We start from the raw sequence: 21,279 nt of genomic DNA on the forward strand, positions 1-21,279 counted from the left end.
TTGTGGTGGTATCCTTCAGGAATAACCTATTTTTTGACGGAAATGGCCATGCTTACCAAGCAAGACAAAAAGGTATTAACAACGCTGCAAGACAACGGGCGCTTGCCGATCGTGGAATTGGCAAAGCAAACGCATATGTCTGAGTCTACTTGCCTGAGGCGTACTAAAAGCCTGGAAGAGCGGGGCATCATTAAAGGGTATAGCGCGATTTTAGATGCTGAAAAGGCGGGGTTTGGGGTGGTCGCGTTTGTTCAGGTGAGTATTAATCAGAATAATGAGGCGGAATTTGATGGCTTTAAAGCCGCTGTGCAAGCGCACCCACTCATTTTGGAATGCTATTCACTATCTGGACAATATGATCATCTGATGAAGGTAGTGGCGAGGAATAATAAAGAGTTGTCACAATTCATCTTAAAAACACTACGAGGGTTTCCCGAAATAAAGGATGCACAAACCCTCTTTGTGTTGGATCAAGTAAAACACACAACTTCCTTGCCAGTAGAGCTGCCTGAATAAATGGGGTCAGATCAACATTATGACACCTATTGGCATCCGCTAATTTTTTACATACATTAGTCTGCGGGTATTCCGCAGCATGTCATTTAGCGGGGCAACACCCGGCAAGCTTGCTTCTGTTCAGCGCAGGATATGATTGCCTACACCGGCTGGTTAAAATGGTATGCGCAGGAATTTGATATTCAGGTTCATGCTTGGGTGTTGATGACAAACCACGTACACCTACTGCTAACTCCGGGGTCTGACCAGGGCGTTAGCAAACTGATAGCTGAAGTCGCCTGTTCCGCTAGCTATAAAGGAAGCGAATATGAGAATTATAGGAAAATGTTTCGCGGTTGGATTTGCCGTTCTGGCAATAGGTGTCGTCGCTATGTGGGTTACGTCTCCTGACCCACAACACAACCCCGCAAGTTTCGAAGACGAGCCACTTGAGATGCGCCTGGCTCCATTGGAGGAAGCGATCACGCTCGCCCAGTTTCGTGATGAAGAGGGCCGCACTCGGACGATTATCGTGCGTGACATGAAAGGGGGAGTCGTTACAGGCGTTGATCTTGAGAAACTTGGGGCCTCACGAACCGACGATCCCTTCGAAGCGCTGGCCGCTGCGGACATATCGCGTCTTCAGGCCAACCAGCAGGCTGATCAGTTAACCTTCACGATCAATGTCGACGAACTCTTGCCGTCTGGTTCCGGCGGTACGAGTCACATCGGAACCGGCACAAATTTTCCAGAGCATGCCGAAGAAGCTAATAGCAGTGCTGTATTTCAGTTCCCGAAGTTCGGGGCGGCATCGGCGGCCAGGGCGCAGGTGCGTACCGCCCCCGGAATTCTACTCGACTACGAAGTGGAGTTGTGCATTCGCTTTGATCGCGACCTTACGGCTCCGGAGCAGTTCGACGAAGCCATCAAGGGTTTTTTCCTGTGCGGTGATTTCACCAACAGGAATGCGCTAATCGAGCTGGCTGATCCCGACAATCTCGATTCTGGGTTCGGTTTTAGCGATGCAAAAAGCGGCCCCGATTTCTTTCCAACCGGGCCGTTTCTGGTAGTCCCCAATGATTGGAAGGCCTTTATATCCAGTGTCCGCATGACGACATCTGTGAACGAATCAAATCGTCAGGATGCACGCGGAAGCGAAATGACGCTTGATTTCAAGGGGTTGGTTGAAAAGGCATTCACCGATACGGAAAGGCCACGCTTCCTCTATCGTGATGGATACGTAAAGCTGACATCCACTGGAACGATTCCGTCGTCTACTACAGTGATGTCAGGCACCGCTGAAGGTACGATTTTTACTCCACCTACGCGTGGTGACATTATCGAGGCATTGGCCGCATATCTGGCGCGTGGCGGCCCACTGGGTGAGGAGTCATTCCTTGGCGTGGCGCGCCGGACATTCATAGCTAATGAGGTTGCCGGGAAACACTATCTCCAGCCAGGTGATGTCGTGCATCATGGATCTAATTACCTGGGCGATATCGTCGTCGTGGTTGTTGATTGACGGGGGTGATGATCAATCAAAGGACACCCACAACATTCGCCCACAACATTCGCCCACAACATTCGATAGCAATACGGGCTTGAAATGCCCAGTGCTTCGGCCTGTGTTTTTCACAAGGTGAGTAAGAGAAAAGTTTATATGCCTAGTTTTTTTGCGGCTTATGTAACTGAGTTTTCTTCAGGCCCATTGGGTATTTATGTGCTTGGCTTCAATCGGGAATGTAGGTTTTAGGGCACGCCGCGGGAACAGCGTTTGGTGTTGGGCCACTACCCGTAGCAGCGCCGAGAATGCTACCGGGTGCTAAAATTGTTGATTATGTGTATGAGGCTAGGTTCATGGATGGGGAGCCACTAGATACTGAAATTGATCACCACACGGCTAAATTTATCGTGGGATTCATCGCTTTGTCACTGGCGACACTGACGGACTTGCTAACGCCTGGGGTCAGTATTAGCTCGATTAGCCTGTCCTACCACTTAACCGATCATGCCCGCAATGTATTCGTTGGCTCTCTCTGCGTCATATCCGCTTTTCTCTGGTCGTACAATGGCTACTCGTTGTTTCAAGCAGTCTTGAGTAAAGTCGCCGCAGTCGCTGTCGCAATGGTGGCTTTTTTTCCGTGTGATTGCCTTGCCGGTCGTGGTGATGAGGGGGCAGCTGCAGGGTCCACGATGGTTGGTGTTGTCCATACCACCGCGGCAATCTCCATGTTCATTATCCTCGCAATTTTCTGTTGGCTGTTTTACCTGAGAGCCAAAGGTAAAGATTCTAAAGAGGCGAAGGTTAGGGGGCTGATTTATCGAGCCTGCGCAGTAGTTATGCTTGGTGCTATGGCCGTACAGTTGCTCGATATTCTGGGTTGGGTGGATTTTAGCGGAGTTACTCACCGCTTGACCTACTATGTCGAAGCGACAGGCTTGATTGCATTTGGTGTTGCCTGGCTGACCGCCAGTCGCATGCTGCCATTTATTACCAGTGAAGATGAGCGTATAAAAATTGCGCTTTCTTCAAGGTAACTGACTGTATGTGGTTGTCTCCATTCCGCGGGTTTGGCTTTTTCTGTTCTTTTTGCGAGTCAATTCAGCAACGATTCAGTTGCACTGGGTTATAAAGCAGGTGTGAATCCAAGGAAAACGCACCATGCGCCAGATCCCATACCGATTACTTGCCGCCCTCACCATCACTTTGACGCTCGGAGGCTGTGTTACCTACCCAGCAGCGACGCCGGTGATCGTTGAGCAATCCTATGTCCGCAAGGCACCTCCGGTGTATTCCTATTCGGTGATCACCGACCCTGGCTATCGCTACTACGACGATACCCTCGGCGTGTACGTATTCTACGACCGCAGCGACGTGTTCTATCGCGAGGGGCGCTACTATCGTTGGTATCGGGACCACTGGATTAGTGCCAGTCACTGGGGTGGCCGTTGGTATCCAGCCCCCAACTTTTATATCTCGGCAAACTTCAATGATCGCTGGCATACGCGCTTGCGCCGCCACGGCCAGCGCTATGCCGGGGGCCACCAGTACAGACCGCCGCGCCGGCACGTTCATGACCACAGTTACAAGCAGCGGGATCGGCATGACGGCAACCCATACCGGCATGATCGTCGTGAGGAAGGCAGGGATCGTCGCGAGGAGGGCAGGGATCGTCGTGAGGAACGCCAGGATCGTGGCCGAGACGGCGTGCAAGGGTTTGCTGGCGTACCCGGGTCAAAGCGGCGGGTGTTTCAGGCGGATAGTCAGGGCGGAGATCGCCGCAATGAACGCCGGAATCCACGTTTGAACCCAAGTCGGAACGAGAGGGTGGTTAACGTTGCGGGCAAGCCGGCTGGCATTCGCGACCCACATGTTGTTCCCGCCGTAGATCGTTCAGAAAACGATCGCCGCGCAGTGCGCGACAGGCTCAAACCACAAAGCCAGCGCGCCCAGCCCCAGCATCAGCCCCAGCGCAAAGCGTCAAATGATCGGCGCAATACGGCCGCGCAGCCAGCGCCGCGCCAGGAGCGCGAGCAACCAAAGAACGAGCAGCCAAAGAAAAAGGAAAAGGAGTCCAAAAAGAAAACGGATAAGCACAAGCAGGTACGCCTGGTGCATGACCCGCGTACCCGGCGGTCCAATGAAGCGCGCCGTCAGATCGATTGATCCTGTTGATCAGCTCGCCCCATTAAAACGGCAAGCTAACGAGTCAAGGCTGTCACGCATCCCTCAGGTCGATACTATGGCACTTTTCCATAATATTAAGAGTAGCGATTGCGATGAAGCCTACCGTACTTGCCTTTTCTTTACTGTCTTTAGCCCCGCTGGCGGCGGCCGATAGCCCATATTTCGATCAAGAACTCCCGGGCGCGACGGCCAAGTTGTTTGCCAAAGATACTGTGTCGGTGACAGGCCGTTACGAATACGGTATCGCCTTTTCTAAAGATCTGGACGAGATCTACTTCTCGGGGCAAAAAGACGGCAAGCCTGCTGCGATCTATTCATCCAAGCTGGTTGATGGCGCGTGGCAGCCCATCAAGCAAGAGGCGTTTACCAAAGGCCAGAAAGCGGGCGAAATGCAGCCGTTTTTTAGCCCGGACGGTCGGCAGCTATTGTTTACCGCCTATAACGCAGATTTTACCGATACCAAATTCTGGACGGTGGAGCGTGTTACCGATGGGTGGGGTGCTGCCAAGAAGCTTGCATCGCCGATCAATAACAGCGAAGTGTTTTATTCGACGCTGGCCAGCAATGGCGACCTGTTTTTCACCAATATCATTGAATCCAGCGTCTACCATGCGCCCCTGGTTGATGGCGAATACCCCAAGGTAGACAAGGTGGGTATCGAGCTTGGTATCCACGGATTTATCTCGCCGCAGCAAGACTATCTGCTGGTTGATGCCAAGGCCACGGGTGATGGGCGCAAAGACAGGGACATCTACGTTTACTTCAAGCAGCCCAATGGCGGTTGGTCCGAGCCGGTTAGCTTGGGTAGCGAGGTAAACTCGACCCATAGCGAAACGGTGCCGAGCGTTACCCCGGACGGTAAATACCTGTTCTTTAGTCGTTATGATGAAGAGGGCGGTATTTCAAACCTCTATTGGATTAGTAGCGAAGTCATCGACAAGGTGCGCCCTGCACCCAAGTTGACAGGCCCGTACCTGGGTCAAAAAGTTCCGGGTGAAATTCCTGAAGTATTTGCGCCGGGTATCGTCTCTAGTCAGCAACGTGATTACAGCGGTTTCTTCTCGCCCGACATGCGTGAGTTTTATTTTACGCGCAAAGCCAAAGATGAAAACAAGTGGTCGCTGATTAGCTACAAAAACGTGAATGGCAGCTGGCAACCGCAGCCGACCGAGCCCAGGGTAGGACGGCCGATTCTGTCGCCGGATGGCAACACCATGCATCTGGGCAAGCAGTTTAAAACGCGCACGGCCGAGGGTTGGTCAGACCTTCAAAGCCTGGGTGCGCCTTATGAAGACATTCGCATTATGCGGCTGATGTCATCGGCCAAAGGCACTTATGTGTTGGATGAGGGCACGCGCGACGGTACTGGGGTTATCCGTTACGCGCGCATCGTCGATGGCAAGCGCGAAGCCCCGCAGCCCTTTGGCCGGGAGATCAATGCGGGTAAATGGAACGCTCATCCGTTTATCGCCCCTGACGAATCGTACATGATCTGGGACGGTGAACGCCCCAGCGGCTATGGCGATAACGACCTGTATATCAGCTTTCGGCAGCCCGATGGCTCCTGGGGTGAGGGCATCAATATGGGTGACAAGATCAACACGGAGGCCGCCGACGCAGGCGCGATCGTCACGCCAGATGGCAAGTATTTGTTCTTCAATCGCAGCGGCGACGGCGATGGCGATATCTATTGGGTTGATGCCAAGGTACTCGAAGAACTTAGGGGCGAATAAACAGGGCACCTCAAAAAAGGCATACCGGAAAACACAATCCTGCCGTTGTGTGGATTGACCTGAAGCTACTTTCGTGGACTTTGATTGCACCTCGGGGAAAACCGGCACGGCCGGAGATTATTTGCTTCAAGCATGCGACCGTGTAGGTATCACCACGAGCATGTGCCCGTACCGAGCGAAACGCGTGGCGTACACGCCGCGCGGTGATACGATCCGCGTAAACGCGGTGGATTTCTCAATCCTCGGCAGTGTTTGGGCCGATTACGCCACTTACTTGCGCGATTTTGTCCGCCGGAAAGCCTCCAAGCTTGGCGTGTTTGGCAATGATGTCCTTGTTGGGCGCCTCATAGACGCAGTAGAACTTATCCTCTGCAACATAACTCTGCTGCCACTGGATCTCTGGGCCCAGCGATTCGAGGATCGCACGTGATTTCTGGGAAATCGACTTGAGCTCGGCTGCGCTCAGCTGGCTCGCACCGGGAATGGTCCGCTCGATGATGTACTGGTTACCGGCAGCGGCTAATGAAGAAAGGCTCGAAAGTGTCAGAGCGGCGATGGATTTGATCAGGCGCATAATGAATGTTTCCTTGGGTTAAGCCTCCACAAGCACCCGCTTGCGGCTGGCATTACCATGGAAACAACTAGCTGCCGCGCTCTCAATGAACTGGGGCTGAACCTTTACCTGAACTGAAAACTGTCATTAAATCAACCTCATAGCAACAACAATGAACTGAACGGTGGAGCCCGGGCTCCACATGGGGCTGGCGCATGGCAACACTGCAATTCGGTGAGTTCACCCTAGATTCTCCGAGTCTCACTCTGTCCCGGCGCGGGCGCACAGTGGTGGTGCAGGAGCTACCTCTTAAGCTGCTGGTCCTGTTGGCTAGCCGCCCAGGTGAGCTGTTCGACCGCGACGAGCTATTCCGTCACTTCTGGCCGGATGACCAGAGTGGCTTGCTTGACGACAACCTCAACACGCTGGTGCGCAAACTGCGCCGAGCGCTCAACGACTCCCCACGTAACCCGCGTTTCATTGAAACACAGCCGCGTAAAGGCTATCGGTTTATTGCTCCGGTGGCGGTGGTGGGAAGCACCTCCAACGTGGACGCCTGCGCCATCGCGCCGCAACAGTCGGTAAGCCATATCCCTTGGCGTCGCCGACATGCCGCTGGTATCGCTGCCACTTTGGTGATTGCGCTAGCGCTTATCGTCGGACCCTATCTGACAGGTCCCGAAGTACCGAGCCAACAACCCTTTCACTCAGTAGCGGTGTTGCCTTTCATAAATGTCGGCGATGACAACCAGCGGGACTATTTTAGCGATGGCCTGGCGGATGAACTCATCAATCGCCTTGCCAGCTTTCCCGATCTTCGCGTAGTGGCACGCACCTCCTCATTTTCGATACAGGGTTCTGCGCTGGACGCGCGCGCTATCGGTAAACGGCTAGAGACTGATGTGCTTGTGGAGGGCAGCGTACACCGCAGAGATGACAAACTACGCATCCATGTGCGTCTGGTGGATACTCGTAGCGGCTACCAGCTTTGGGCACAGAGCTTTCAGCGCGACTCCACCGATATTTTTGCCCTGCAGGAGGAAGTTGCTCTGAACGTTGTAGCCTCGCTGGCTGGCAAACTGCTGCCGGAGGGCATTGGCCGCAGCCGCGCAGAAATTAATCCGGCCGCCTATGACAGCTACTTAAAGGGGCGCTTCTACTGGCACAAGCGGTCCGAGGTCGACCTGCGTCGGGCAGTGGTACATTTTGAGGCCGCTATTGGCCAGGCGCCTGACTACGCACCTGCGTGGGCGGGGCTTGCCGACACCTTTGCTGTGCTCGGGTTCTACGATTTCCTGCCGCCGGAGGAAGCTTTTGGCCGAGCCAAGGGCGCGGCCCGCCGCGCACTGCAGCTCGACCCCGCCAATGACTCGGCGGAGGCGACTCTGGGTTACGTCGCCCTCTACTTTGACTGGGACTTCGAGGAGGCCGAGGCGCGCTTCTTGCAGTCGATTGCCATTAACCCGGCTTACGCCAAGGCCCACCAGTGGTATGCCAACTTGCTGGTGGCTGCGGGGCGCTTCGACAAAGCCGAGCGCGAGATGCGCTATGCCACTCAGCTAGACCCTTTGTCGCTGATTGCCAACGCGGCGCTGGGCTGGGTGCTTTACCACGCTGGGGATCACGAGGGGGCCCTGCGGCAGCTGGAAACAGCGCGGGAACTCGATCCTGAATTCCAACTTGTGGACCTCTGGCGCGGCTGGACGCTTGAGGCCATGGGCGATTACGACGGGGCGATCACCGCGCTGGAGCGCAACGTCGAGAAATCGTCTGGTAACACGATCAGCGTGGCCTCGCTTGCGCGGGTGCTGGCCCTGGCGGGTAGGGAAGAAGAAGCGAGCACGCTGCTCCAAGGCCTGTTGGCAAGCGACGGATATGTGCCCGCCTATGAGGTGGCCAAGGCCCATCTCGCCGCGGGGAACAGCGACGCCGCAGTGCGCTGGCTCGAGCGGGCGTACGAGCAGCGCTCCCATTCAATGGTGTTCCTGCGCGTAGACCCGCAGCTTGCCAACCTGCGCAAGACCGCATCGTATCAGCAGATACTCGCGCAGGTGTTCAAACGCGGTTGAGCCCTAACTGCTCGTAACTGATCGTAGTTGCTAGGAGTTGCTAGGAGTTGCTAGGAGTTGCTAGGAGTTGCTAGCGTGCTTTCGGCCAGCGCTCGCGGTTGCAGCTATCTGTGCAGCCCCTTGAGATCAAAGCGAGGGCGCCTCGCCCGCGATAAGTGATTGCAGGAATGGCGTATACCCCACAACCCCTATGATCAGCGCGACCGTTAGTGCGATCAGTACACCACCGGTCACATATTGTATTTGCGGGCTGCCGCGCTCGGCAGCGTAGAAATACAGCTGCAACGTCAGCAGCGGAAGCAGATAACAACCAAATGTCCACATGGGGAAGAACGGGTCACCAAACCCGGGTTCGAAGCCCAGCAACGTGCCGGTAATCAGGTAACTGAATACACCCACGCGCAGAAACCACTGGGCATTTGAAACCAGGAATAGACGCAATGCCCATTTGCGGTGATTGGCGATATCCCGATTCTTTATGCACCGCAGTGCCATATAAGCAAAGTACAGGATAAATACCCCATTAATACTGGTGCCAATGGCTGACAGCATGTCCGGGCTGGTGCCTCTTATGAGTACCAGATAAAACCCGGATAAGGCGAGGCCCAATACGGTCGTAAGGTAGATATAACCATTAATGCGATGGAAGCGCGGAAATCGATTGCGCACTTGCGGAATGAGTTGCAGCGCACCGCCAAATGCGACGATACCCGCGCCTAATGCGTGCGCAGCAAATGCCAGGTTGCCACCGAAATCACCGGCAACGTAGGGGGTACTGCCAAGGGGCTCAAATCGGTTCCAGATTTCCAAGTTCGCGGTTAATACGGAAAACCCGTAAAACGCGATGATGTAATAAAGGAACATCCATTGGCCCACCAATAGCGAGCAAAACCAGAATATTGATGCGCCTTTAAGCAAGCCGCGTGGCTGAATTGTCATCGGCGCGCCAGTTGCACCGGAAAAGGGTAAGCGGTCGAGGTATCTGCCCAACATAAGATTCCATGCCTGTTGATGAATTTCTAGGCAGAGATTACGTGCGAGAAGGGCGATTTGCGTCCGGACGGGCCCGTTCGGACGTATTAGTACAACTATTTGCGGCCAGTTTAGTGGGTTTGCTGCCTGCGGTAGGCGGTCGGGGTCTCGCCGACGGACTTTTTGAAGGCCGCATTAAAGGTGGACTTGGAGTTAAAACCCACCTCGTAAGCGATCGCGGACACCTGCATATCGGAGCCTTTAACCAATTGCTTGGCCGCGTCGACTCGGTATTCATTCACAAACTGAAAGAAGTTGGTATCCAGAAACTGCGATAGCGTCTCGGATATATGGTTTTCGCTTACGGATATGGTTTCAGAGAGCTTTTTTAACGATAAGTCGGATTCCATATATAACTTATCTTTAGCCATTACTTGATTTAGTGTTTGGGCAATTTGCTGCATACGCTCGGCTTTCAGACTCGGTAGTCTGGACGGAGCGGCGCTCTCTTTATCTTTATCCGTTTCTTTACCTTTATCCGAATCGGTCAATACCGGCTGGTTTATCGCCAGGTGCGCAAATACCAGCAATATCACCGCTTCAATAGTGGGCAGCACAATACCGGAACCAAACCACCGGTACCCTAAGAAGCCGACCATGTATTCAATTGCGAAAAGCAACCATGCGGCGCCCCATAACAGTAATACCACCCGGAACCAGTCCATCGAGCGATCCTCGATAGAGGCAAATCGATCCAACAGCTGGCGTCTATGTCGCGCATGGAGTCTCAGGGTAGCCACCAGATAGGCGCCGGTGAAGAGTATGAATGCCAGCATGGATACCACGCAGGTCGTAACCGCAATTTTCCAAAGCGCGGGGTCACGGGTCGATGGATCAGCTAGTGCCAGCTTTTCTTCGGGGGTGCTGCCGAAAAGAAACGGCAGCATGATCAATACAATCAGTACCGGGCCCAGCATCGCTAGAGCATAAGCTTTGCGTGGCAGTGCCTTATCCGGTGACATGGTGGCAAACGCATAGAAATAGAGCGCAGGCCCCAACAACATGCGTATAGGAAACTGCAATCCCGCCAGCGAAGGTGCGTATTGGTAAAAGCCGGAATAGATATGCAGCTCGCCCAAGATATGTACGAGCAATAATGAGAACAGCGCAATCAAGTAGGCCGTTTGTCGCTGTCTTGGCTTGCTCAGGCACTCCAGCAACGCAAACAGAGTCACACCCAACATGCTTGAGTAGATCACAGTAGGGACGACATTTACGGCCATAGTACGAACACGGTTACAGAGATCCAATAAAAGACGATCTTATTACCGAATACAGCGCCCATCAATTGTTAAGCCGTCACTCATATGGCTATTGGGGAAGGTGAGGGTACTCATCGGGTGGTTGCTGATATCTGTGCATACATATACTGGCCGCCATACCCCATGAATGGCAGCAGTTGGGCTTCCAAGCGTTCGGCCGCGAAGAAGCGGCCATGCTGTATTTCCCTACCATCGAAGCTCATCGCCGGGCGCAAGCCCTGTTGAAAGAGCGCGACATCGAGGTGTTTGAGGCGGATTTTCGCCTGCACGACCGTTACCTGATGGAGCGCTTTGCCCGCGGTAGCCTCTACTTTGAAGGCGAAGCCTGGGCCAGAGGCGGTTATACCGAATATCGCCAGGTGCGTCTCAAGGGTGCCGAGGTGCAGCCAGAGTTTAAGGTGGTGTCTCTGGACGTGGAGTGCTCCGGGCACAGGGAGCTGTATTCGATCGCTCTCTACGAGCATGGCGTGGAAGAAGTGTTGATGGTGGTGTCATGTCAATTTTATGATTCTCGCTCTATTACCTGCTTCTGACCTCATAGAGCGGATCTCGCTCTAATTGTCACACCCCAACTATTACCGAATATCCCGGTATCGGAAAAGAGTAAGATGATTTGAACTTTTGGTGACCTCCCCATTGATATAATGGGGAGGGTTTTCCAAGGTCAATCAGGCATGCTCGCCGCGTTTACCATGCTCACCGTGGTTACTGTGCGATTCGTGATCGGAGTGATCTTTATGATCTCGGTCGGGTTCGTTGTCCCTTACAGTACTATGCTCGCTAGAATGACCGCTTTCACCCGTGCCATGATGTGAGTGGGGATCATTAGTAATGCCCGTTGAATCGGGTGGTGGCTTACCGCCGTCAGTTTTCGGCTCGCTCTGAGTAATGGTAGTAGATTCACTCAGAGTCTCACCAAGTCCAGTTAGGGGATCTTTAGTTGGCGGTTTTTTGGAATCTTTGTGCTCAGACTCTTGCGCATTTTTTGCTTCTGACTGTGTCCAATGGTTTTCTGTTACCTTCGCAGAAAAATTCATTTCAGAATCAGGGATGAAGTCAACTGTTGATGGCCTTACATCGTGGTGGGCCTCAATAAATGCCGGGAGGCCAGAATCAACATACCCTGAAGCCTTCAATTCATTGACTAGATCGCTGAGATAGTGGGAATGAACCTTGAGATGAATATCTGTTGGTAGTCTAGTAAAGGTCTCGTCAAGTATCATTGCAGACCTCGTCTCAGCAATCTCTTGCAGGACATCGAGTGACCCACGTACGACGGAGATGGCGCCATGGGAGTGTTGCTTCGCAAGAATTAGATATTCCATATGCGAAGGGCTGCCTAATGGAGCGAATTCTACGTTGAGACTATCGGCTACAATTTGGGGTTCATTCAGAAGCAGACTTAGGTTCATAATTAGATTTGCATAGGAATGACTTGAGTGTGTGACCTTGGATAATGAAGGGTTATTATGGCATTCCTGATTTCTGATTGAGTTAGCAACACGTAGAAGTGAGGCGCTCAATATGTTTTTCTCTATCAATGGCAAAATTTGCCCTTCCTGCACCCAGTACCGCATGTCCATCGCCATATACGGAGCTATGACTGTTTCGTAACCCATGGTCTTGGCGAATTCCTTAGCGCCTGTCATAGCCAATTCATGCTTAACGGCAGAGCCGTTTTCAATGGAGTGAATGCCGCTCAATGTTAAGTTTAGAGCTTGCTCAAGACTGATTTGATGGTGATCATCACCATGAATTAACCAATAGGTGCCCTGATGTTTATAGTCTTCGCCGGCAACATGTATACCAATGCTACTCGGAGCATCCAGCCGTTCGACCTCGGATAAATGCTCAGTAATTTGGCGTAAGTCTTTGAAATGCTCAATGCTGATTGCTTTTGATGCTTCCTTAGATTGAAGGGCTAACCGAAGTTCCTTGCACCCATGGAGTGTACGTCCGAGATCGGGGCTACTTTTAGCAAGGGTTTGGCCGCGGCTGGTGAATCCGCCAGGTTTGGCGAAGGTTTTTAAGAGTTTTTCGAATATATACACTTCAGGCCTCCTCAAGAGGTGTAGTTTTTGCTTTGCCGGGGGCTGCTTCAATAAATTTTTGTGCAACACCAAACACCGCAAGCCAGGACTTATAACAGATGTTGGCTACATCGTAGGTTGTAGTGTCTAAGTCAGGATCAATCTTGAATCCGTAATCATTGGTGTAGTTGGTGAGTACAAATGCTACCCATGCAATGAATGAGCGGCCTGCCTGAGACTCCATAAATCCTGGGTGATCAGGGCTGCAAATGTGTGCATCGTGCGGCCCCCATAGTATTTGGTCGTATCCAGAGACAGCGTGGTTGCCGGGGTTTCCCTTGGAATAGGGGGTGCGAAAGGTGTGATGGTTATTATTAAGATCGGCCACGCGAATACCTTCGGCAGCCGCCTTGTAACCAAATATGATGTCGCAAAGGATATTGCCTGCATCACTAGGCATCACCCAGTTGATAGTCAGAGTACAGTGAAATCCCCTGTAGTTTGCCAAAAATCCATCGTAATTGGGCGCCGAAACGGTTGCGTCCTTAATTTCGGTTTGCTCATTCGAGCAGTTCCGGATTACTTCATCGTCAAGGTGAATTATGCTAGTCGCCATAACGGTAAATTTAGTGGTTTTATCGTTCTCAAGAAAAACAAATCCATCCCTTATTGTTGGCTGTTGGGTGTTGATTTGAATGTCGTCAATACGTTTCATTATTGACATCCAAGAGCTTAAGGCATCCCCTCTATTTGGATCCACTCTTGCCAACCATGAACCTGCCATGTCTGGGTTGAGTTTTTCATAAAGAATTATCCAGCAATCCTGTGCCGATTTTTCAACTCCCTCATCCTTCGAATACCAACGATGAGATTTGACTGCTTCCATGAGATCAAATTCATCAGAATCCCATTCAGGCCAAAGTGCTTCAATGGGCATCAGATTTACGAGGGAATAGAGAATTACGGCATTAATGGCCACGCCGACGATCTTACAGTAGGCGTCAATTGAGCAGTTGGCATATGTTGGAGGGTAGGTAAGATTAAGGGATTCGGGTCGCTGCATTAAATGGGAGACCTGCTTGGTCACGCGGCTGAATTCCTTGGACCCAATCATGGTCCAAACGATACCAAGGCCTCCGGTTCGACTCAAAACGGTTGCTCTGTTGTGCTGCCGGTTTAACCATTTAGAACTGAATCCTTTCCTGGCTGTAGTAACATCTGATGGCTTCTCCAGCATATTCGACATCAGATTTTGAAGGTCTAGGGCGTAAGCTTCGAGTGTGTCCAGGTCCTCTCTGATCTTATCTTGGGTGATAAATCTTTTTAATTCATCCTCAAGGACGACAAATTCATTTTTTGCTTCATTGCTAACTTCCTTCAACTTTTTCTGGAAGGCGGCTTGCCGGCCTAGATTATCGATTAACTCCTGAAATGCACCGACCGCTGCTGCTATTCCGGCACCAGCTTCGGGTATTGCAAAAGCAAGCATGGTAACGGTGCTCAGGGTATTGTCGAGTGTCCATGTGGGAGGCGAGTTTAAGGGTTCAGCTGTATTGGATTTTGTATACCATCGGGCCTCAGTAATGGGTGTATCCTTATGCTTAAACTTGCTGTCCGGGGAGAAGTCACCTCTGGAATGAGTGATGGCATCAAAGATTTTGTGGCTGAGCTTCGAGTGATCGAAAGACAACGTAGGCGGGGAAGATTTCAGAAAGGTCTTGATTAGGGCAATGGCATCACCGTAGCTCATCCCTGTAGTCATAACAATATCCTTTGTTGTTTTTGGTGTCAGTATCAGTATTCCAATTACATCCTTGAGAAGCCTATTGTATTTGCCACTATAAATTTGGTCGAGTAAATAATTAATTTAGGACTCAGGGTATTAAGTAATGCGGGCGTTGCTCAGTAATAAGTTGAATAAGAACAACATTGTGAAGCTAACTGCGGTGAGTGCGTTTGATTCCAAATAATTTAATATAACTCCATTTCTCAGGCTCTCTTTGGGCGGTGAAGGTAATAGCCTGCTCATTTCTTCCTAGGCTTTGCCAGTAACTTAGTCGCTTCTAGTGCGTTGTTGTCTATATCCGGCCTAGGTAGCCCGCCAAAGACCTCTAGTCCAACTCTGGTGGTTGCTGATATCTGTGTATCTATCCAGTAGAATGGCGCCATCACCTAAACAGCTCGAACCCAAGCCTCAACTAAGTACACTCTCGTGCCCCAAGGTTTCCTCCTCACTCGCCACAGCTTCGATCAGCGCGGCAGCACCTGCATCCACTACTGGCTGGCCACGCCCGAGGGCCCGGCCAAGCTGGTCATTGAGGGCGAGCGCCCGGTGTTTATGGTGAAGGTGGCACAGCGCGCGCAGGTGCAACAAATACTGGCCACCGTACCCCACGAATGGCAGCAGCTGGGCTTTCAGACCTTCGGCCGCGAAGAAGCGGCCATGCTGTATTTCCCTACCATTGACGCCCATCGCCGGGCGCAAGCCCTGTTGAAAGAGCGGGGCATTGAGGTGTTTGAGGCGGATTTTCGCCTGCACGACCGCTACCTGATGGAGCGCTTTGCCCGCGGTGGCCTCTACTTTGAAGGCGAAGCTCGGGCCAGAGAGGGTTATACCGAGTATCGCCAGGTTCGTCTCAAGGGTGCCGAAGTACAGCCGGATTTCAAGGTGGTGTCCCTCGACGTGGAGTGCTCCGGCAAGGGCGAGCTGTATTCCATCGGTCTCTATGGCCATGGGGTGGAAGAAGTGCTGATGGTTGGTGAACCGGAAGACGCCGACACCACCATGCACTGGGTGGAAAACGAACGGGCACTGCTGCAGGCGCTGGAAGCCAGGATCACCGCCCTGGACCCGGACATCATCATCGGCTGGGCCGTGGTGGACTTCGATTTCCGGTTGCTGCTGAAAAGAGCTGGGCGCTATGGACTGCGCTTGAAGCTGGGGCGTGGTGGCACCGAGGCCCGCTGGCGGGATGGCCGCGAGGGCAATCAAGGCTTTGTGACGTTGCCGGGTAGGGTAGTGCTGGATGGCATCGACGGACTGAAGAGCGCCACCTACAACTTCGAAAGCTTTAGCCTGGAGTTTGTAGCGCAGACGCTGCTGGGCCGAGGCAAGGACACCGAAGACGTGGACAACCGCCTGGGCGTGATTGAGCACGACTTCCGCCATAACAAGCCCAAGCTCGCCGCCTATAACCTGGAAGACTGCCGCCTGGTCTGGGACATCTATGAGCACACCCGCCTACTGGATTACCTGCGCCTCCGCGCCCAGCTCACCGGCCTTGAACTCGACCGCAGCGGCGGTTCCGTTGCGGCGTTTACCAACCTTTACCTGCCCAAACTCCACCGCAGCCACTATGTAGCGCCCAATCTGCCGGCCGATGGTGGTCTGGCGAGTCCGGGCGGCTATGTGATGGATTCCCGGCCCGGCCTGTATGACAACGTACTGGTGCTGGATTTTAAGAGTCTGTATCCCAGCATCATTCGCACCTTCAAAATTGATCCTATGGGTTTGGTTGAGGGCTTGGCCGACGGAGAGAAAGGGGAAGTAGAAGAGGGCCTGGCGGATGAAAACACCATCCCCGGTTTTCGTGGTGCGCGTTTCTCCCGCGACAAGCATTTCCTGCCAGACATCATTACCAACCTCTGGGCCCAGCGCGACATCGCCAAGCAGGAGCAGGATGCCGCCCGGTCCCAGGCCATCAAGATCATCATGAACTCCTTTTACGGAGTGCTAGGAAGCGGTGGTTGCCGTTTTTACGACACGCGCCTCGCCAGCTCCATTACCCTGCGTGGTCACGAGATCATGCAGCAGACTGCGAGCTGGATTGAGGAGCTGGGCCACCAGGTTATTTATGGCGATACCGATTCCACGTTCGTCTGGCTGAGCGGCCAACCCAGCCCCGAAGAAGCCGATGCGATCGGCAAGAACCTCGCCAACGAAATGAATACACGCTGGCAGAACAAACTTAATGAAGAGTTGGCGCTGGAGTGTGAACTGGAACTGGAATTCGAAACCCACTACCAACGCTTTTTGATGCCCACCATTCGCGGCTCTGAGGCCGGCTCCAAGAAACGCTACGCGGGCCTGGTGGTGAACGGCGATAAAGAAAAGCTGGTGTTCAAGGGCCTGGAAACTGTCCGCAGCGACTGGACCGAACTCGCCAAGCAGTTCCAGACCAAACTCTACGCCATGGTGTTTCACGGCGAAGACCCATCCGACTATATCCGCGAAACCGTAGAGAAAACCCGGGCAGGTGAGATGGATGAGCAACTGGTGTACCGCAAGCGCCTAAGGCGCAAGCTCGAACAATACGTAAAAAACGTACCACCCCACGTACGCGCCGCCAGACTAGCCGACGAGCGCCGCCGCCAGCAGGGCCTGTCACCGCAGTACCAAAACAAAGGCTGGATTCGCTACGCAATCACCCTCAACGGCCCCGAGCCAGTGGACTACCTCCAGTCCCCAATCGATTACCAGCACTATATCGACCGGCAGTTAAAGCCAGTGGCCGATGCCATTTTGCCGTTTATTGATCTCGACTTTGATAGCTTGGTGGATGGTCAGATGGGCCTATTCGGAGGAGCCGAGTGATGGAGGAAAAACGTTTGGAAAGAAACACGCTTATCGCACTGTTATCCATCAATACATTCATGTTTTTCTTTGAGCTGGCGTTGGGTTTGATCGCGCAGTCAACCGGTTTGCTCGCGGACTCTCTGGATATGCTGGCGGATGCTTTCGTGTACGGGTTGTCGCTTTACGCGGTTGGCAAAGCCGTAGCCAAAAAGGCCAGTGCAGCAAGGGTCAGTGGTTATCTGCAGATTCTGCTCGGCATTGGCGTGTTATTTGAAGTGCTGAGGCGCTTGTTACTTGGTAGCGAGCCGCAAAGCATGTTGATTATTGTGGTGGGCATCGTTGCATTGCTGGCCAATATCGTGTGTGTTGCGCTTATCGCAAAGCACCGCAGTGGCGGCGTGCATATGCGGGCCTCCTGGATTTTTTCCGTCAACGATGTCCTTGCCAACTTAGGGGTGATCCTGTCGGGTTGCCTTGTTGCGATACTTGGCAGTAGGTACCCGGATTTATTGATCGGCATGATCATCTCTATGCTAGTTGTTCGAGGCGGTATCCAAATCGTGCGCGAGGCCAGGGAGGCAGAGAAGCCTGTGCAAAAGCCCTGATAGGGCGCCTCTGTGCGAATGTTAGAATGCCGGTCAGTCTGGCACTTCACTGGAGAACAAGCGAAATGAACACCACCCCTGTATTCTATCCCATCGGTACCCCCGGCACCCCCTGGGGCGACGCGGAACGCGCAGAGTGGTTATCGCGCCAGATACGCCACCGCAGCTATGAGTCTGAGGTCATAAGCAAGATCGAGCGCCTGCATGATCGCTTCGACCTGGAAGAATATGGCCGTCTGGAATATGGCGATCAAAGCTTCCCGTTGCTGGCGATCCGCAGCCTCGACTGGGATGACGAGTTGCCAATAATGCTGGTGACCGGCGGGGTGCACGGCTACGAAACAAGTGGCGTGCATGGTGCGCTGCAATTCGTGGAGCAGCATGCAGGGGCTTATGCGGGTCGAGCCAATCTACTCGTCGCCCCCTGCGTAAGCCCTTGGGCCTATGAGCGTATTCACCGCTGGAACCCAAACGCAATCGACCCCAACCGTTCGTTCTACAATGACAGTCCCTCAGAAGAGTCGGCGGCATTGATGCGTCTGGTAGCGCCCATCAGTGATCGCGTCGTGATGCATATCGACCTGCACGAAACCACGGATACCGACGAAACCGAATTTCGTCCTGCGCTCGCAGCTCGAGATGGTAAGCCATTTACCCCGGGCGGTATTCCCGATGGTTTCTATCTCGTTGATGACAGTGAAAGCCCGCAACCCGCATTCCAGCAGGCAGTCATTGCGGCGGTGGAGAGGGTAACGCATATCGCGCCGGCGGATGACAATGGTGAGATTATCGGATCTCCGGTAGTCGCCCGGGGCGTAATTGAATACCCGCTAAAGAAGCTAGGGCTCTGCGCGAGTGTCACCAGCGCTCGCTACAAGACCACCACTGAGGTTTACCCCGACAGCCCGCGTGCGACGCCGGAGCAGTGCAATGCAGCGCAGGCTGCAGCGGTGTGTGCCGCAATTGATTATTCATTGGCGCACCAGTGATCTCGTTCGGCAAGATCTAGAATTAGGTCAACTCCATAGATATAACCCAGATCAATGTTCCGGAATACGGATTCACGTTATGGCAGCGTCGCTGTCGTCCTGCACTGGGCGATGGCGCTGTTATTGATCGGGCTGCTTGGGCTGGGGCTGTATATGGCCAGCCTGCCGGATGTCGGGTTCGATAAGCAGAAGATAAGGTTGATTCTGCTGCATAAGGAGTACGGCATTCTGGCATTGGCGCTCGCATTGGTACGGCTAGCATGGCGAGTAGGAAACATTCTGCCTGAGTTGGTAGAGGAAATGCCGGATTGGCAGAAGGTCGCTGCGCGCTTTGTTCACTTGAGCTTTTACGCGCTGATGTTGGCCTTGCCGATTAGCGGCTGGTTAATGTCTTCCGCCATGAGCGTGCCGGTATACGCTTTTGGCTTACGCCTGCCGGATCTTATTCCACATAACGAATATCGCTTCGAGCTACTGGTCGAGCTGCATAAGTGGCTTGGGTTTGTGTTGATTGGCTTTATTGTTCTGCATGTTGCCGCTGCCTTGCGGCACTACTTTATTTGCCGGGATGATGCTCTGGAGAAAATCTTGCCCGGTCGGCCTGGTTAGGCTCTGATTGAGCGATCTGCTCGAAAATGAAATACGCCGTCTGCGCCAATGCACTGGCCGTAGCCTTGTTCGCCGCGACAACGCCTGCGGTGGGCGTCTGCTCTAGCAATGGCTCTTGTAGCGCTATCAAGCGACTGGCGATAATCCGATTGGACCTGCCGTCCACCAGCTGTACCCGCAATACCAGATGAAAGCGTGCCGGGCCGGAAGTGAAGTCCTGTACGAATTCCAGGATCTCCGTGCGTAACCCATAGCTGTAGGGGCCGAAGTAGGGCGGCGTAGCCACGGCCCTGAACTGCTGCGTTCGCTCAAACGTTTGCGCAAGCAGGGGTTGCAGCATCTGCGCTGGCGTTGCGCCCCATTCGTGTTTGCTGAAGTAGTCGATCTGGTGAGGTTGGGCCTGATAGGCCATGCGTATGGTGTCGTAAATCGGATTGATGGCTGGAGGTAGCACCAGCAGTGTCGCCTCGCGGCGGCTTTGCTCTGGCGTCACCATCGGGATCTGGTCGATTACCGCCACCCGCATATTGTTTTCAATTGGGGAAAATAGTGAGCACCCGGAAAGCAGCACGGCTCCGAAGACGCCCATGAAGATGCGAGCAGCCCAGGTGAGATGCAACCTTAGCTGCGAGATACTACGGCCGCTGCCTTGCCTCATTCGGATTCGCCCGGTCCAAGTGGTGGCGCCGCACTGCCGCGGATCAACACGGATGGGTCGCGGTTGATCTTGTCGGTAAGCCGCGTTATCGAATTGCTCAGCTGGTTGAGGGTGGCCATGGTGCGGTAGGCCTCGGGCAGCACTTGCTGTTGTAACGCATTGATAGAGTTAGTGCTGGTATCCAGCAGCGGCCCCAGCTGGCCGCTGGCCTGCTCGGTATTGGCGATGATGGTATCCAGTCGCTGCTGGTTGCTGGCCAGCATCTGGCTCACCTGCTGCAGGGCGTTTAGCGTATCGGTGGTGGAGTCGAGTATTGGTCCGAGCTTGCGGGTGGCGTGCTCACTATTGGTAATGATTGCACTGAGTTGCTCCTGATTCGTTGCGAGCACCCGGGTAACCTGCTGCAGGTTCTCTGCGGTGTGTTGCAGGGCAGCGATAGTGTCTTGATTGAGCAGGGTGCGCACCAGTTCGGTTAACGCCTGTACGTTCTGATTTACCTGGCTGATTGCCGTATCCAGATTGACCGAGCGCGATGGGGTGCTGGGGATCCGGGCGTAGCGGGCGCTGGGTGCGGGAATAAGTGGGCTTTGATCGGTTCCCGGGTTGTTTAGCAGAATGTAGACATAGCCGGTAAAACCCCGGGTTGCCAACCCGCGTGCGGTGATGGTGGCGACGGTGGCTTTGGTGATGGGGGCATCATTGCTGACTTCCAGCAGAATACGTACGGACTTGGGGCCGGTCAGCGCCACGCTGGTTACGTGCCCGACGTCGACACCATGAAACTCCACTGGCGCGCCGACAATCAGTCCGGAGACGGGGTCTTGAGTGACGATCTCGTAGGTTGTATGGCGACCTGATGCGAGCTGGAAATACAGCCATGCGGCCAGTACAACAAGTACCAGAGCCATCGTAAACAGTATTCGCGCCCGATTCGCAATGCTGATAGACATCGAGCGCTCCTCTGCCAGTGTGATATCTCC

At 53.5% G+C, this 21,279-nt stretch carries 19 protein-coding genes; 12 read left to right on the top strand and 7 right to left on the bottom strand.

Going from position 1 to position 21,279, the window contains the following annotated elements; translation table 11 throughout:
* The first annotated feature begins 48 nt into the window (after positions 1–48).
* The 6 genes from LCM31_RS12340 (at position 49) to LCM31_RS12365 (ending at position 5,916) form a co-directional block, all read left to right on the top strand.
* Positions 49–516, top strand: coding sequence for an Lrp/AsnC family transcriptional regulator (locus LCM31_RS12340; RefSeq protein ID WP_224870499.1), 468 nt, complete (start codon positions 49–51; stop codon positions 514–516).
* A gap of 132 nt (positions 517–648) precedes the next feature.
* Positions 649–906, top strand: a complete 258-nt coding sequence (locus LCM31_RS12345) for a transposase (RefSeq protein ID WP_224870501.1) — start codon at positions 649–651, stop codon at positions 904–906.
* Positions 824–2,017, top strand: coding sequence for a fumarylacetoacetate hydrolase family protein (locus LCM31_RS12350; protein ID WP_224870503.1), 1,194 nt, complete (start codon positions 824–826; stop codon positions 2,015–2,017). Before LCM31_RS12345 ends, LCM31_RS12350 begins: the two co-directional genes overlap by 83 nt.
* A gap of 287 nt (positions 2,018–2,304) precedes the next feature.
* Positions 2,305–3,033: a DUF998 domain-containing protein gene (locus LCM31_RS12355; RefSeq protein WP_224870505.1), complete on the top strand. Its 729-nt coding sequence runs from the start codon at positions 2,305–2,307 to the stop codon at positions 3,031–3,033.
* Positions 3,034–3,157: 124 nt separating this feature from the next.
* Positions 3,158–4,162, top strand: coding sequence for a hypothetical protein (locus tag LCM31_RS12360; protein ID WP_224870507.1), 1,005 nt, complete (start codon positions 3,158–3,160; stop codon positions 4,160–4,162).
* Positions 4,163–4,275: 113 nt separating this feature from the next.
* Positions 4,276–5,916: a TolB-like translocation protein gene (locus LCM31_RS12365; RefSeq protein WP_224870509.1), complete on the top strand. Its 1,641-nt coding sequence runs from the start codon at positions 4,276–4,278 to the stop codon at positions 5,914–5,916.
* Between the two features lie 235 nt (positions 5,917–6,151).
* On the opposite strand, the gene LCM31_RS12370 is transcribed toward LCM31_RS12365, so the two are convergent.
* The gene (locus tag LCM31_RS12370; RefSeq protein ID WP_224870511.1) at positions 6,152–6,490 is read right to left on the bottom strand and encodes a DUF4242 domain-containing protein; all 339 of its coding nucleotides are present in this window, start codon (positions 6,488–6,490) and stop codon (positions 6,152–6,154) included.
* A 194-nt stretch (positions 6,491–6,684) separates the two neighbouring features.
* Here LCM31_RS12370 and LCM31_RS12375 point away from each other — a divergent pair, with 194 nt between their 5' ends.
* The gene (locus LCM31_RS12375; protein ID WP_224870513.1) at positions 6,685–8,538 is read left to right on the top strand and encodes a winged helix-turn-helix domain-containing protein; all 1,854 of its coding nucleotides are present in this window, start codon (positions 6,685–6,687) and stop codon (positions 8,536–8,538) included.
* Between the two features lie 126 nt (positions 8,539–8,664).
* Here LCM31_RS12375 and LCM31_RS12380 read toward each other — a convergent pair whose 3' ends face one another.
* A complete protein-coding gene (locus LCM31_RS12380; protein WP_224870515.1) occupies positions 8,665–9,531 on the bottom strand; it encodes a DUF2306 domain-containing protein in 867 nt (288 codons plus the stop codon).
* A gap of 110 nt (positions 9,532–9,641) precedes the next feature.
* Positions 9,642–10,793 (bottom strand): helix-turn-helix domain-containing protein, encoded by a 1,152-nt coding sequence (locus LCM31_RS12385; protein ID WP_224870516.1) that lies wholly within the window; start codon positions 10,791–10,793, stop codon positions 9,642–9,644.
* A gap of 212 nt (positions 10,794–11,005) precedes the next feature.
* Between LCM31_RS12385 and LCM31_RS12390 the strand changes: the two genes are divergently transcribed.
* Positions 11,006–11,365: a hypothetical protein gene (locus LCM31_RS12390; protein ID WP_224870518.1), complete on the top strand. Its 360-nt coding sequence runs from the start codon at positions 11,006–11,008 to the stop codon at positions 11,363–11,365.
* A gap of 135 nt (positions 11,366–11,500) precedes the next feature.
* On the opposite strand, the gene LCM31_RS12395 is transcribed toward LCM31_RS12390, so the two are convergent.
* Both LCM31_RS12395 and LCM31_RS12400 read right to left on the bottom strand, forming a co-directional pair.
* Positions 11,501–12,883: a hypothetical protein gene (locus LCM31_RS12395; RefSeq protein ID WP_224870520.1), complete on the bottom strand. Its 1,383-nt coding sequence runs from the start codon at positions 12,881–12,883 to the stop codon at positions 11,501–11,503.
* Between the two features lies 1 nt (position 12,884).
* The gene (locus tag LCM31_RS12400) at positions 12,885–14,624 is read right to left on the bottom strand and encodes a hypothetical protein (RefSeq protein WP_224870522.1); all 1,740 of its coding nucleotides are present in this window, start codon (positions 14,622–14,624) and stop codon (positions 12,885–12,887) included.
* A gap of 450 nt (positions 14,625–15,074) precedes the next feature.
* Between LCM31_RS12400 and LCM31_RS12405 the strand changes: the two genes are divergently transcribed.
* The 4 genes from LCM31_RS12405 (at position 15,075) to LCM31_RS12420 (ending at position 19,641) form a co-directional block, all read left to right on the top strand.
* Positions 15,075–17,456, top strand: coding sequence for a DNA polymerase II (locus tag LCM31_RS12405; protein WP_224870524.1), 2,382 nt, complete (start codon positions 15,075–15,077; stop codon positions 17,454–17,456).
* A complete protein-coding gene (locus LCM31_RS12410) occupies positions 17,456–18,043 on the top strand; it encodes a cation transporter (RefSeq protein WP_224870526.1) in 588 nt (195 codons plus the stop codon). Before LCM31_RS12405 ends, LCM31_RS12410 begins: the two co-directional genes overlap by 1 nt.
* A 65-nt stretch (positions 18,044–18,108) precedes the next feature.
* Complete coding sequence (locus LCM31_RS12415) at positions 18,109–19,032, top strand: M14 family metallopeptidase (RefSeq protein ID WP_224870528.1); 924 nt, start codon at positions 18,109–18,111, stop codon at positions 19,030–19,032.
* A gap of 54 nt (positions 19,033–19,086) precedes the next feature.
* Positions 19,087–19,641 carry a cytochrome b gene (locus tag LCM31_RS12420; RefSeq protein ID WP_224870530.1) on the top strand — a complete coding sequence of 185 codons (555 nt, stop codon included), beginning with the start codon at positions 19,087–19,089 and terminating at the stop codon, positions 19,639–19,641.
* Here LCM31_RS12420 and LCM31_RS12425 read toward each other — a convergent pair.
* Positions 19,589–20,167 carry an ABC-type transport auxiliary lipoprotein family protein gene (locus LCM31_RS12425; RefSeq protein WP_224870531.1) on the bottom strand — a complete coding sequence of 193 codons (579 nt, stop codon included), beginning with the start codon at positions 20,165–20,167 and terminating at the stop codon, positions 19,589–19,591. The two genes, LCM31_RS12420 and LCM31_RS12425, sit on opposite strands and share 53 nt — an antisense overlap.
* Before the next feature lie 128 nt (positions 20,168–20,295).
* Positions 20,296–21,249, bottom strand: coding sequence for an MlaD family protein (locus LCM31_RS12430; protein WP_224870533.1), 954 nt, complete (start codon positions 21,247–21,249; stop codon positions 20,296–20,298).
* Between the last annotated feature and the right edge of the window lie 30 nt (positions 21,250–21,279).

Source organism: Microbulbifer agarilyticus (assembly GCF_020171345.1).
Taxonomy (GTDB): Bacteria; Pseudomonadota; Gammaproteobacteria; order Pseudomonadales; family Cellvibrionaceae; genus Microbulbifer; species Microbulbifer agarilyticus_D.

What these genes read in the sequence shown, in the direction of transcription:
- LCM31_RS12340 (WP_224870499.1), top strand. Translation starts at nt 49, where the DNA reads ATGCTTACCAAGCAAGACAAAAAGGTATTAACAACGCTGCAAGACAAC.
- LCM31_RS12345 (WP_224870501.1), top strand. Translation starts at nt 649, where the DNA reads ATGATTGCCTACACCGGCTGGTTAAAATGGTATGCGCAGGAATTTGAT.
- LCM31_RS12350 (WP_224870503.1), top strand. Translation starts at nt 824, where the DNA reads ATGAGAATTATAGGAAAATGTTTCGCGGTTGGATTTGCCGTTCTGGCA.
- LCM31_RS12355 (WP_224870505.1), top strand. Translation starts at nt 2,305, where the DNA reads ATGCTACCGGGTGCTAAAATTGTTGATTATGTGTATGAGGCTAGGTTC.
- LCM31_RS12360 (WP_224870507.1), top strand. Translation starts at nt 3,158, where the DNA reads ATGCGCCAGATCCCATACCGATTACTTGCCGCCCTCACCATCACTTTG.
- LCM31_RS12365 (WP_224870509.1), top strand. Translation starts at nt 4,276, where the DNA reads ATGAAGCCTACCGTACTTGCCTTTTCTTTACTGTCTTTAGCCCCGCTG.
- LCM31_RS12370 (WP_224870511.1), bottom strand. Translation starts at nt 6,490, where the DNA reads ATGCGCCTGATCAAATCCATCGCCGCTCTGACACTTTCGAGCCTTTCT.
- LCM31_RS12375 (WP_224870513.1), top strand. Translation starts at nt 6,685, where the DNA reads ATGGCAACACTGCAATTCGGTGAGTTCACCCTAGATTCTCCGAGTCTC.
- LCM31_RS12380 (WP_224870515.1), bottom strand. Translation starts at nt 9,531, where the DNA reads ATGTTGGGCAGATACCTCGACCGCTTACCCTTTTCCGGTGCAACTGGC.
- LCM31_RS12385 (WP_224870516.1), bottom strand. Translation starts at nt 10,793, where the DNA reads ATGGCCGTAAATGTCGTCCCTACTGTGATCTACTCAAGCATGTTGGGT.
- LCM31_RS12390 (WP_224870518.1), top strand. Translation starts at nt 11,006, where the DNA reads ATGCTGTATTTCCCTACCATCGAAGCTCATCGCCGGGCGCAAGCCCTG.
- LCM31_RS12400 (WP_224870522.1), bottom strand. Translation starts at nt 14,624, where the DNA reads ATGACTACAGGGATGAGCTACGGTGATGCCATTGCCCTAATCAAGACC.
- LCM31_RS12410 (WP_224870526.1), top strand. Translation starts at nt 17,456, where the DNA reads ATGGAGGAAAAACGTTTGGAAAGAAACACGCTTATCGCACTGTTATCC.
- LCM31_RS12415 (WP_224870528.1), top strand. Translation starts at nt 18,109, where the DNA reads ATGAACACCACCCCTGTATTCTATCCCATCGGTACCCCCGGCACCCCC.
- LCM31_RS12420 (WP_224870530.1), top strand. Translation starts at nt 19,087, where the DNA reads ATGTTCCGGAATACGGATTCACGTTATGGCAGCGTCGCTGTCGTCCTG.
- LCM31_RS12425 (WP_224870531.1), bottom strand. Translation starts at nt 20,167, where the DNA reads ATGCGGGTGGCGGTAATCGACCAGATCCCGATGGTGACGCCAGAGCAA.
- LCM31_RS12430 (WP_224870533.1), bottom strand. Translation starts at nt 21,249, where the DNA reads ATGTCTATCAGCATTGCGAATCGGGCGCGAATACTGTTTACGATGGCT.